Source organism: Streptomyces zhihengii, from assembly GCF_016919245.1.
In the GTDB taxonomy this organism is placed as follows: domain Bacteria; phylum Actinomycetota; class Actinomycetes; order Streptomycetales; family Streptomycetaceae; genus Streptomyces; species Streptomyces zhihengii.
In genome coordinates, this window is record NZ_JAFEJA010000002.1 from 517,258 (window position 1) to 530,503 (window position 13,246).

Genomic DNA, 13,246 nt, shown 5'->3' on the forward strand with positions numbered 1-13,246 from the left:
AGGTCCGACAGCAGCGCACTGGGACGGACCGAGGTGAAAGCCGCGGCGAAGACGGGCCATTCCGTGTCGCCGACGCACAGACACGTCTCCTGTGCGTCCACGGCCTGGGCGAGGGCCTGGATCGCCATCGCGGGGTCCATCGGGATCAGACCGCGTCGGCGCAGAGCCTGTTCGGCCTCGCCCTGGACCGCCATGCCGCCGCCGGCCCACGGTCCCCACGCCACCGAGGTTCCCGGCAGCCCGCGGTCGCGGCGGTGCTGCACCCAGGCGTCCAGGAACGCGTTGCCGGCCGCGTAGGCGCCCTGGCCGCCGCTGCCTCCGATCGCGGCGATCGAGGAGAAGCCCACGAACAGGTCCAGCGGCAGGTCCCGCGTCAGTTCGTCCAGGTGCCTGGTGCCGTCGATCTTGGCGCGCAGCACGTAGGCGAACGCCTCCGGGGTGGCGTCCTCCAGCGTCTGGGGCACGTCGAGACCGGCCGCGTGCACGACACCGGTCAGCGGCCACTGGGCGGGGACGGCCGCGATCACGGCGCTCAGCGCGTCGCGGTCGGCGACGTCGCACGCGGCGACGGTGACCTGTGTGCCCAGCCCGGTCAGCTCCTCGACCAGACCGTCCGGCGCGACACCGCCGCGGCTGGTCAGCACCAGATGCGGCACACCCCGGCCCGCCAGCCAGCGTGCCGCCTCGGAACCGAGGGCTCCCGTGCCGCCGGTGATCAGGACGGTGCCCGAGGGCTGCCACCCCGCACCGGCCACGGCCGCGGGCGTCGCCCGCACGAGGCGGCGGCCGAACACACCGGATCCGCGCACCGCGACCTGGTCGTCGACACCGCGCGTGGCGAGGACGCCGACGAGCCGGGCGCCGGCCCGTGCGTCGAGGGTCTCGGGCAGGTCGACGAGACCGCCGAAGCGGCCGGGCACTTCCAGCGCCGCGACCCGGCCCAGGCCCCAGACCGCGGCCAGATCCGGACGTGTCAGCCGGTCCGAACCGCCGACCGACACCGCGCCACGCGTCAGCACCCACAGCGGCGCCGGCACCTCGCCCAGCCCCTGCACGGTGGCAAGGGTCTGCTCCCATCCGGACGGGGACAGCACCACACCGGCCACGTCGGGCAGCTGCGCCACGTCCTCCACGGCGGCGTGGACCACGGTCGCGCCCGCCGCGGACAGGGCGGCGGACACGTCCTGGTCCTCGGCACCGACGACGACCCAGGTGCCGGTCAGCACGGCCGACGAGGGGGCGTCCAGCGGCTTCCAGGTGACGCGGTAGCGCCACGAGTTCAGCGTCGACTGCTCCCGGTGGCGCTGCCGCCACGCGGACAGCGCGGGCAGCGCCGACTCCAGGCCCGCGAGTTCCGCCAGGTCCTCGCGCTCCACCGCGTCCCAGAACGCGGCATCGACCAGCTCACCGGCCCCGGCGGCGTTCACCGGGAACTCCGGCCAGAAGCGTTCGCGCTGGAAGGCGTAGGTCGGCAGGTCGATCGCCCGGGCACCCCGGTCCGCGAACACCGCGGACCAGTCGACCCCGGTGCCCACCGACCACAGGCGGCTCATCGCACCGAGCGCGGTGTCCGCCTCGTCGCGGTCCTTGCGCAGGACGGGGACGAACACCGCCTCGGAGAAGGTCTCCTGGGCCATGGCGGACAGCACTCCGTCCGGGCCCAGCTCCACGAACCGCGTCACCCCGGTCTTCGCGACGGCCGTGACGCCGTCGGCGAAGCGGACCGCCTGACGGACCTGGCGGAGCCAGTACTCCGGCTCCTGCATCAGCCCGGGCTCGGCCGGCTCACCCGTCAGGTTCGACACGACCGGAATCCGTGCCGGCTCGAACGTCAGCCCGGACAGGACCCGGCCGAACTCCTCCAGCATGGGTTCCATCAGGGCGGAGTGGAACGCGTGCGACACGGACAGGACGCTGAACTTGCGTCCCTGCTCGGCGCATGCGGCCGCGTAGCGCTCGATCGCCTCGACGCTGCCGGACAGCACCACGGACCGCGGCCCGTTGACCGCCGCGAGGTCGAGACCCGAGTCCGCGACTTCGGCTTCGGTGGCCTGGACGGCGAGCATGCCGCCACCGGCGGGCAGTGCCTGCATCAGCCGGCCGCGCTCGGCGACCAGCACGCACGCGTCGTCCAGGGACAGGATCCCGGCGACGTGCGCGGCGGTGATCTCGCCCAGGGAGTGGCCCAGCAGCACATCCGGTGTGACGCCCCAGGACTCGACGAGGCGGAACAGGGCGACTTCGAGGGCGAACAGGCCCGCCTGGGCCCACATCGTCCGGTCCAGGTCGGCGCCCTCGGTCAGGACCTCGCGCAGCGGACGCTCCAGGCGCACGTCGAGCCGTGCGCAGACCGCGTCGAACGCCTCCGCGAACACCGGGAACGCCTCGTACAGTTCGAGGCCCATGCCGGCGCGCTGCGAACCCTGGCCGGTGAACAGGAACGCCGTCCGGCCCTCGCCCGCGACACCCGTGGCGAGCACGTCCCCGCCGGCGGCCACGACCGCGCGGTGCTCCAGCGCGGCCCGGGTGGTCGCGAGGGACCAGCCGACGTCCACCGGGTCCAGCTCCGGCCGTCCGGCGACAAACGACCGCAGGCGCTCGATCTGCGCCCGCAGCGCGGTCTCGGACTTCGCCGACACCACCCACGGTGCCGCCCCCGGCGCCTGCCGGCTCGCGACCACCGGCGCCGTCTCCGGCTCCGATTCCGGAGCCTGCTCCAGGATCACGTGGGCGTTGGTGCCGCTCATGCCGAAGGACGACACCGCCGCCCGCCGCGGACGCTCCACCTCGGGCCAGGCGCGTGCCTCGGTGAGCAGTTCGACGGCGCCGGGGGCCCAGTCGACGTGGGGCGAGGGCGCGTCCACGTGCAGCGTCGCCGGAAGGACGCCGTGCCGCAGGGCCATCACCATCTTGATCACACCGGCGATGCCGGCGGCGGCCTGCGTGTGGCCGATGTTGGACTTGATCGAGCCGAGCCACAGCGGCCCGCTCTCACCGCGGCTCCGGCCGTAGGTGAGCTGGAGGGCCTCCGCCTCGATCGGGTCGCCGAGCCGGGTGCCGGTGCCGTGCGCCTCGACGACGTCGACGTCCGCGCCCGTCAGCCGGGCACTGGCCAGCGCCTGGCGGATCACCCGCTGCTGCGAGGGGCCGTTCGGCGCGGTGAGGCCGTTGGAGGCGCCGTCCTGGTTGATCGCGCTGCCCCGCACGACCGCCAGGACCTGGTGTCCGTTGCGCCGGGCGTCGGACAGCCGCTCCACGAGCAGCACACCGACACCCTCGCCCCAGCCGGTGCCGTCCGCGGCGGCCGCGAAGGACTTGCACCGGCCGTCGTCCGCCAGGCCCAACTGCCGTGAGAACTCGGCGAACGCGGCGGGGGTGGCCATCACCGTCGCGCCGCCCACGAGGGCGAGGTCGCACTCCCCCCTCTGGAGGGTCTGCACGGCCAGGTGCAGGGCGACCAGCGAGGACGAGCACGCCGTGTCCACCGTCAGCGCCGGGCCCTCCAGCCCGAAGGTGTACGCGATGCGGCCGGACAGCACGGAGGCCGAGTTGCCGGTGCCCCGGTGGCCTTCGGTGTCCTGACCGCCGCCGGACAGGATGCCGACGTAGTCCTGGCCGCTCGTGCCGACGAACACGCCGGTCCGGCTCCCGTGCGCCGCGCGGGGCGGGATTCCGGCGCGCTCGAACGCCTCCCACGACACTTCGAGGAGCAGCCGCTGCTGCGGGTCCATCGCGAGTGCTTCGCGGGGGGAGATGGCGAACAGGTCGTTGTCGAAGTCGGCGGCACGGGTCACGAAGCCGCCGGCCCAGGACACCGCGCCGGACGGGTCGGCCTGCGGCCAGCCCCGGTCGGTCGGGAGGCCGGTCACCGCGTCCGCACCGTCGGAGACGAGCCGCCACAGGTCCTCGGGCGAGGTGACCTCGCCCGGGTAGCGGCAGCTCATGGCCACGATCGCGACGGGCTCGTCGCCGGCGACGGTGGTCAGGGCTCCCGCCTCGTCGCCGGACGTCCAGGTGCCCAGCAGTTCGGTGCGCAGCCGGGCGGCCAGGGCCTGCGGCGTGGGGTGGTCGAAGACCAGGCCCGCCGGCAGGGGGAGTGCCGTCTCCGTGGCGAGGCGGTTGCGGAGCTCGACCGCGGTGAGCGAGTCGAAGCCGAGATTCTTGAACGGGGCGTCGGCCGCGATGTCGGTCCGGCCCCGGTAGCCCAGGACGGCGGCTATCTGCTGCCGGACGACGTCCAGCAGGAGCCGGTGCTGCTCGGCCTCCGGCCGGGAGGCCAGCGTGCGCGCGAGCGGTGACGCGTCGCCCGGCCGTGCCGCGGCGGCGGCTTCCGGGAGCGGCCGTGCCTCGGGGATGTCGTCGATGAGAGGCCGTGCGCGGCCGGCGGTGAAGGCGGGTGCGAACGCGGCCCAGTCCACGTCGGCCACGGTCACGCAGGTCTCGTCCGCCTGGAGCGCCTGTCCCAGGGCGGTGAGGGCGGTCTCCGGGTCCATCACGCGAAGGCCGCGGCGCCGGAGCAGCGCGGCCATCTCGGGTCCGCCGGCCATGCCGGCGCCGGCCCAGCCGCCCCACGACACGGCCGTGGCCGTCGCGCCCCTGGCCCGCCGGGCGACGGCCAGCGCGTCCAGATGGGCGTTCGCCGCGGCGTAGGCCGACTGACCGCCGCTGCCCCACACCCCGGCGATCGAGGAGAAGAGCACGAAGAAGTCCAGCGGAGTGTCGCCCGGAACCTCGTCCAGCACCTCGTCCAGGCAGATCGCGCCGCCGACCTTCGCGGCCACGACGTGCGCGAAGTCGTCCAGGCCGGCGGTGTCGAGGGGAGTCACGTCACCGGCGCCCGCCGCGTGCACGACGCCGGACAGCGCCGATCCGGCCGGGACCTCCGCCAGCGCGCGACGTACGCACTCACGGTCGGTGACGTCACCGGCCAGCACGGACGCGGTCGTGCCGAGGCCGGCCAGCTCGGCGACCAGTTCGTCGACGCCGGGTGCCTGCGGACCCCGGCGCGACAGGAGGATCAGATGCTCGACCCCGGACTTCGCCAGCCAGCGCGCCACCTCGGTTCCGAGGGCGCCCGTACCGCCGGTGACGAGGACGGTTCCCCGGCCGCGCCACCCGCCGTCCGGCCCGGTCGTGCCGAGTGCGTCGGCGGCGGTGGCGCGTACCAGCCGTCGGGCGTAGACGCCCGAGCCCCGCACCGCGACCTGGTCCTCGACGCCCGACGCGAGTACCGCGACCAGCCGGGACGCGGCGGCGTCGTCGAGGGTTCCCGGCATGTCCACCAGGCCGCCCCACAGCGCGGGGAGCTCCAGCCCGACCACCCGGCCCAGGCCCCAGACCTGTGCCTGCCCGGGGTGCTCCAGCCGGTCCGACCGGCCGACGGCGACCGCGCCGGAGGTCACCGTCCACAGGGGCGCCGTGAGGTCCAGCGCGGTCATGGCCTTCACCAGCGCGACGGTCAGCGCGACCCCCGTGGGCAGCACCGTCCCGGGCAGCGGCCGGTCGTCGCGGCCGGTGAGCGCGAGGACTCCGGCCGGCCGCACGTCGCCGAGGATGTCGCGGACGCGGGCGGCGAGTTGTCCGGGGTCGGTGTCGTCCCGGCCGACGGGGAGTTCGACGACCTCGGCACCCGCGGCGGTCATCCGGCCGACGACGCCGTCGGCGGGCTCGCTCGTGACGACGAGCCAGGTGCCGTCGAGCGCCGCGCCGGTGGGCAGGTCGAACGGCTTCCAGGTGATCCGGTAGCGCCAGGAGTCGAGCGTGGACTGCTCCCTGCGCCGGCGCCACCAGGCCGACAGCGCGGGCAGGGCCGACTCCAGCCCCGCGAGGACGTCGAGGTCCTCCCGCTCGACCGCGTCCCAGAACGCGGCGTCCATCGCGTCGCCGGTGACCGGGTGGGTCACGTCCTCCGGCCAGTACCGTTCGCCCTGGAAGGCGTACGTCGGCAGGTCGACGGCCCGGCCGCGGGCGCCGGTGAACTGCGTCCAGTCGACGTCGGCGCCCAGCGTCCACAGGCGGCCGAGTGCCGTGAGGGCGGTGTCGGTCTCGTCGCGGTCCTTGCGCAGGACGGGTACGAACACCGCGTCGGAGACGGTCTCCTGGGCCATGCCGGAGAGGACTCCGTCGGGGCCCAGCTCCAGGTGGCGGGTGACGCCCATGGTGTGGAGGGCGGTGACGCCGTCGGCGAAGCGGACGGGCCGGCGGATCTGGCGGAGCCAGTAGTCCGGTTCCTGCATCAGCCCCGGTTCGGCGACGGCGCCGGTCAGGTTGGAGACGACCGGGATGCGTGCGGGGTGGAACGTCAGCCCGTCCAGGACGCGGCCGAACTCCTCCAGCACGGGTTCCATGTGGGCGGAGTGGAAGGCGTGCGACACGGTGAGGGTGTTGTGCCGGATGTCCTGTTCGGCGCAGTGGGCGGCGTAGGCCTCGACGGCTTCGATGCTGCCGGAGAGGACGACGGAGGTGGGGCCGTTGACGGCGGCGATGTCGAGTCCGGAGTCGGCGACGTCGGCTTCGGTGGCCTGGACGGCGAGCATCCCGCCACCGGCGGGCAGCGCCTGCATCAGCCGGCCGCGCTCGGCGACCAGCACACACGCGTCGTCGAGGTCGAGGATGCCCGCGACGTGCGCGGCGGTGATCTCGCCCAGCGAGTGGCCCAGCAGCACATCGGGCGTGACGCCCCACGACTCGACGAGGCGGAACAGGGCGACTTCGAGGGCGAACAGGCCTGCCTGGGCCCACATCGTCCGGTCCAGGCCGGCGCCCTCGGTCAGGACCTCCCGCAGCGGCCGCTCCAGCCGGGCGTCCAGGCGGACGCACACCGCGTCGAACGCCGCGGCGAACGCCGGGAATTGCTCGTACAGCCCCAGTCCCATGCCCGCGCGCTGGGAGCCCTGGCCGGTGAACAGGAACGCCGTCCGGCCCTCGCGCGCGACTCCCGTGGCGAGCGCGTCACCGCCGGAGGCGAGCAGCACCGCGCGGTGATCCAGCGCGGCACGCCTGGTCGCCAGCGACCAGGACACGTCGGCCGCGTCCAGTTCCGGACGCTCCGTCATGAACGACCGCAGCCGCTCGACCTGCTCCCGCAGCGCGGTCTCGGACTTCGCCGAGACCGGCCACGGCACCGGGCCGGGGCGCGTCGCCGACGGCTCGGCGTCCGGCTCCCGCTCGGCGCTGTGCTCCGGGGCCTGTTCCAGGATGACGTGGGCGTTGGTGCCGCTGATGCCGAACGACGACACACCGGCCCGCCGCGGCCGGTCCGCCGCCGGCCAGGGACGTGAGCCGGTGAGCAGTTCCACCGCGCCGGCGGACCAGTCCACATGCGGTGACGGCGCGTCCACGTGCAGCGTCCCGGGCAGCACACCGTGCCGCATGGCCATGATCATCTTGATCACGCCCGCGACGCCCGCGGCCGACTGGGTGTGGCCGATGTTCGACTTCACCGAGCCCAGCCAGAGCGGCTCGCCGCCCTCGCCGCGGTCCTGCCCGTAGGTCGCCAGCAGCGCCTGCGCCTCGATCGGGTCGCCGAGCCGGGTGCCGGTGCCGTGGGCCTCCACGACGTCGACGTCCCCGGCCGTCAGCCGGGCGCTCGCCAGCGCCTGGCGGATCACCCGCTGCTGCGAGGGACCGTTCGGCGCGGTGAGGCCGTTGCTCGCACCGTCCTGGTTGATGGCGCTGCCGCGCAGCACCGCGAGGACCTGGTGTCCGTTGCGCCGGGCGTCGGACAGCCGCTCCAGCAGCACCAGGCCGACACCCTCCGCCCAGCCGGTGCCGTCGGCGGCGGCGGCGAACGACTTGCAGCGCCCGTCGGACGCCAGGCCCTGTTCGACGCTGAAGGCCCCGAAGACGTCGGGGGTCGCGATGACGGTGACACCGCCGGCCAGGGCCAGCGAGCACTCGCCGGCGCGCAGGGCCTGTGCGGCCAGGTGGATGGCGACCAGCGACGAGGAGCAGGCCGTGTCGACGGTGACGGCGGGGCCGACCAGGCCGAACGTGTAGGAGACGCGACCGGACAGGACGCTCGTGGCACCGCCGGCCAGGGCGTACGCCTGCCCGGCGTCGGTCGGCTGGAGTCCGATGCCGTAGCCCGAGGGTGCCGCGCCCACGAAGACGCCCGTGCGGCTGCCCTTGAGGGCGGGCGGCAGGATCCCGGCGTGCTCGAAGGTCTCCCAGGAGGTCTCCAGCAGCAGACGCTGCTGGGGGTCCATGGCCAGCGCCTCACGCGGGGAGATGTCGAAGAACGCGGGGTCGAACCGGCCGACGGCGTCGAGGAATCCGCCGGACGCGGCCTCGTCGGCGGCGTCGGCGGGGTCGACGTGCCATCCGCGGTCGGTGGGGAACGGGGTGATGGCGTCCGACCCGCCGGCGATCAGGTTCCAGAGGTCCTCGGGCGACCGGACGCCCCCCGGGTAGCGGCACGCCATCGACACGATCGCGATGGGCTCGCGCGCCGCTGCGGTGAGCTCGCGATTCTCCGCCCGCAGCCGTTCTGTCTCCTTGAGAGAAGTACGCAGCGCGTTGACGTATTCCTCTATGGAGGCGGCGGCCATGTCAAGCTCCTCGATCTGTCTGTCCATCCGACTCCGAACCGCCGAGAGCGAGCCTGAGCAGGCTCTCGCCGTCCATGGAGTCGATCGAATTCTGAATGTCGTCGGGGTCCGGGCCGGAGTCCGTGACCGGGTCCGTGCCGTCGCCCGGAAGGTCGTCCCCGGCGAGCCGCAGCAGCGGGGCGATGAGGCCCGCGTCGGCCAGACGGGACAACGGGATCGACCGCAGGGCCCGGCGTACCGCCGCGGCGCGCTCCTCGCCGATCTCCTCGTCGCCGTCCGGGAACATCCCGGACCGCAGACGGCCCGCGACGGCGCGCGCGCTGGGGTAGTCGAACAGCAGCGTCGTGGGCAGGGCCAGGCCGGTCTCCGCGGCCAGCCGGTCGCGCAGTTCGACGGCGCTGAGGGAGTCGAAGCCGAGGTCGCGGAAGGCCTTGTCGGCGGCCACGGCCTCGGGGGCGGGATATCCCAGCACGGAGGCGGCGTGCTGCTGCACGATGCCCACGAGTGCCGTCTCCCGCTCCTCGCCGGTCAGATCCGCCAGCCGGTCGCGGAGACGGGCGGCGAGCGCGTCGTCCGGGGTCGCGGCGGCCACCGCGAGCTGCGCGGCGACCTCGGGGATGTCGTGGATCAGCGGGCGTTCCCGGCGGGCGCTGAACGCCGGGAGGAACGCCGCCCAGTCGACGTCGGCGACCGTGACACAGGCGTCGTCGGCGAGCAGGGCGGTGCCGATCCGGCGGACCGCCGACCCGGGCGCCATCGCCCGCAGGCCGCGGCGGCGCAGGTAGTCCGACGCCTCGGCCCCGCCGGCCATCCCGTCGCCCGCCCACGGCCCCCAGGACACCGAGGTCGCGACGGCACCGCGGGCGCGCCGGTTGGCCACCAGCGCGTCCAGGTACGCGTTGGCCGCAGCGTAGGCGCCCTGGCTGCCGCTGCCCCAGACGCCGGCGATCGAGGAGAACACCACGAAGAAGTCCAGGGGGGCGTCCCCCAGCGCCTCGTCCAGCAGACGCGCGCCGTCGACCTTCGCGGCCATCACCCGCGCGAAGTCCGCCGGGCCCGAGGTGTCCAGCGGCGTCGGGTCGCCCGCGCCGGCCGCGTGGACCACGCCGGACAGGGGATACCGGTCGACGAGCGACCGCACGAACGCGCGGTCCCCGATGTCGCCCGCGAGGACCGACACCCGCGTACCGGCGGTCTCCAGCTCGGCCACGAGGCCCTCGGCACCGGGCGCCGCCGGACCCCGCCGCGAGACCAGCACCAGCTCCTCGACCCCGGAATCCGCCAGCCACCGCGCGACTTCGCGGCCCAGCCCTCCGGTGCCGCCGGAGATCAGCACCGTGCCGCGCCCCTGCCACCGGCCCGTGGGGGGAGCGCCGGCCCGCGCCAGCCGCCGGACGAACGCGCCGTCCGGCCGCAGCGCCACCTGGTCCTCGGCGCCGCCGGCCAGGACCCCGGCGAGCCCCTCGCCCGAGGCCGCGTCGGCGACGTCGACCAGCCCGCCCCACAACTCGGGGAGTTCGAGACCCGCCACCCGGCCGAGACCCCAGACCTGCGCCTGGCCGGCGTCGACCGGCTCGCCGCCGTCGACGGCGGTTCCGCCGGACGTGACCCACCAGACGGGGGCCCGCACGCCCGCGCGCAGCAGGGCGTCCACGGTGGCCAGCATGGCGGCGACCGGCGCCGGCGGGGCGAAGCCGCCGGAGCGGTCGGTGCTGCCGGATTCCTCGGAGCGGTCTGCGGCGTCGGAGTCGTCGGTGGCGTCGTCCGCCGTCAGGCCGGCGAAGGACAGCACCCCGGCGAGCTCGACGCCGTCCGCGCACGCCGCGGCCAGACGCTCCCCGAGGACGGCCGTCCGCGCCCGGACCGTGACGACATGCGCCCCGGCCTCGGTGAGTGCCCGCACGGAGCGCTCGGCCACCTCGGGGTGCCGCATCGTGTCCGGGAGCAGCGCCAGCCACGTCCCGCTCAGAACCGGCGACGTCCGGGCGGGCGCCGCGGGCTTCCAGACGACGGAGTACCGCCAGGGGTCCGCGGTGGCGGTCGCGGACGGCCGCGGCCAGTACATCTCCTGCTGGAACGCGTACGTCGGCAGGTCGACCACCCGGCCGCCCCAGCCGGCGAAGACCTTCGTCCAGTCGACGCCGACCCCCACCGTCCACAGCCGGCTCACCGCGGTCACGGCGGTCTCGACCTCGCCCCGGCCCTTGCGGAGCACCGGGGCGAACACCCCCTCGCGGCCGGCCTCGCGGGCCATGCCGGACAGGACTCCGTCGGGGCCGAGCTCCAGGTGGCGGGTGACGCCCATGGTGTGGAGGGCGGTGACGCCGTCGGCGAAGCGGACGGGCCGGCGGATCTGGCGGAGCCAGTAGTCCGGGTCCTGCATCAGCCCCGGTTCGGCGACGGCGCCGGTCAGGTTGGAGACGACCGGGATGCGTGCGGGGTGGAACGTCAGCCCGTCCAGGACGCGGCCGAACTCCTCCAGCATCGGTTCCATCAGGGCGGAGTGGAACGCGTGCGACACCTGGAGGACGGTGAACTTGCGTTCCTGCTGGGCGCAGTGGGCGGCGTAGGCCTCGACGGCTTCGAGGCTGCCGGAGAGGACGACGGAGGTGGGGCCGTTGACGGCGGCGATGTCCAGGCCGCTGTCGGCGACGTCGGCTTCGCTCGCCTGGACGGCGAGCATGCCGCCGCCTTCGGGCAGCGCCTGCATCAGCCGGCCCCGCTCGGCGACCAGCACACAGGCGTCGTCCAGGTCGAGGATGCCGGCGACGTGCGCGGCGGTGATCTCGCCCAGCGAGTGGCCCAGCAGCACGTCCGGGACCACGCCCCACGACTCGACGAGCCGGAACAGGGCGACTTCGAGGGCGAACAGGCCCGCCTGGGCCCACATCGTCCGGTCGAGTTCGGCGCCCTCGGTCAGGACCTCCCGCAGGGGCCGCTCCAGCCGGGCGTCCAGCCGGGCGCAGACCGTGTCGAACGCCTCCGCGAACACCGGGAACCGCTCGTGCAGTTCGAGGCCCATGCCCGCACGCTGGGAGCCCTGGCCGGTGAACAGCACCGCCAGGCGGCCGTCACCGGCGGCGCCGGAGGCCGGCTCCGTGTCACCGGTGAGGACGGCGCGATGCTCCAGCGCGGCGCGGGTGGTGGCCAGGGTCCAGCCGACGTCCACCGGATCCAGCCCGGGGCGTTCGGCCGTGTACGACCGCAGGCGGTCGATCTGTGCGCGCAGCGCCTCCGGGGACTTCGCGGACACCGGCCAGGGCACCGGCCGCGGCACCGGACCGGCCGCCGTCGGTGTGACGTCGGCGGGCTCCGTCTCCGGCGCCTGTTCCAGGATGACGTGGGCGTTGGTGCCGCTGATGCCGAACGACGACACGGCCGCCCGGCGCGGCCGGTCCGACGCCGCCCACTTCCGGGGCTCCGTCAGGAGTTCCACCGCACCCGCCGACCAGTCGACCTGGGGCGACGGGGCGTCCACGTGCAGGGTCGCCGGAAGGACGCCGTGCCGCAGGGCCATGACCATCTTGATCACGCCCGCGACGCCCGCCGCGGCCTGGGTGTGGCCGATGTTCGACTTGACCGAGCCGAGCAGGAGCGGCTCGCCGCCCTCGCCGCGGTCCTGTCCGTAGGTCGCCAGCAGCGCCTGCGCCTCGATCGGGTCGCCGAGCCGGGTACCGGTGCCGTGGGCCTCCACGACGTCCACATCCCCCGGCGCCAGACGGGCGTTGGCGAGCGCCGCACGGATCACCCGCTGCTGCGAGGGGCCGTTCGGCGCCGTCAGACCGCTCGACGCCCCGTCCTGGTTCACCGCGCTGCCGCGGACCACGGCCAGGATCCGGCGGCCGTTGCGCCGGGCGTCCGACAGCCGCTCCACCAGCAGCACACCGACGCCCTCGCCCCAGCCCATCCCGTCGGCGGCGGCGGCGAACGACTTGCAGCGTCCGTCGACGGCCAGGCCCTGCTCGACGCCGAACGCACCGAACACCTGCGGGGTGGCCATGACGGTGACACCGCCGGCGACGGCCAGGTCGCACTCACCGGCCCGCAGCGCCTGGCACGCCAGATGCAGCGTCACCAGCGACGAGGAGCAGGCGGTGTCGACGGTGACCGCGGGGCCCTCCAGGCCGAAGGAGTAGGCGACGCGGCCGGAGGCGGCGCTCCCCGCGGTGCCGGTCGCCAGGTAGGCCTCGCTGCCGGCCGGCACCTCGGCCGTGCCGACCATGTAGTCGTGGTACATCTGGCCGACGTAGACGCCGGTCCGGCTGCCGTGCAGCGTCGTCGGGTCGACGCCGGCGGACTCCATGGCCTCCCAGGAGGTCTCCAGCAGCAGGCGCTGCTGGGGGTCGGTCGCCAGCGCCTCCCGGGGGGAGATCCCGAAGAACGCCGCGTCGAACCGGCCGGCGTCGTGCAGGAATCCGGCCTGGCGGGGGCCGCCGCCGGACGGCTGCCCGAGGTCCCAGCCGCGGTCGTCGGGGAAGTCGGACATGCCGTCGCCCCGCGAGTCCACGAGGTGCCACAGCCCGTCGGGCGAGGTGACCCCGCCCGGGTAGCGGCAGGCCATGCCCACGATCGCGATGGGCTCGCGGCCGCGCTCGTCCAGCTCCCGCAGGTCGCGTCGGGCGTCCCGCAGGTCGATGGTGGCCTGCCGCAGGTAGCGCAGCAGCTCTTCGGTGGTGGCCATTCGCGCGCTCCCGGCG

The 13,246-nt window shown here is 75.0% G+C and carries 2 protein-coding genes (1 of these 2 cut by a window edge); both read right to left on the reverse strand.

The annotated features are described in order from the left end of the window. Positions 1-8,576, reverse strand: the 5' end (the start) of a protein-coding gene (locus JE024_RS41295; RefSeq protein WP_244883267.1) for a type I polyketide synthase. 15,910 nt of this gene lie to the left of the window's left edge; the window shows 8,576 of its 24,486 coding nt (coding positions 1-8,576); its start codon is at positions 8,574-8,576; its stop codon lies off the left edge, out of view. Continuing rightward, complete coding sequence (locus tag JE024_RS41975) at positions 8,551-13,230, reverse strand: type I polyketide synthase (protein ID WP_205377179.1); 4,680 nt, start codon at positions 13,228-13,230, stop codon at positions 8,551-8,553. Before JE024_RS41975 ends, JE024_RS41295 begins: the two co-directional genes overlap by 26 nt. Positions 13,231-13,246 lie beyond the last annotated feature (16 nt).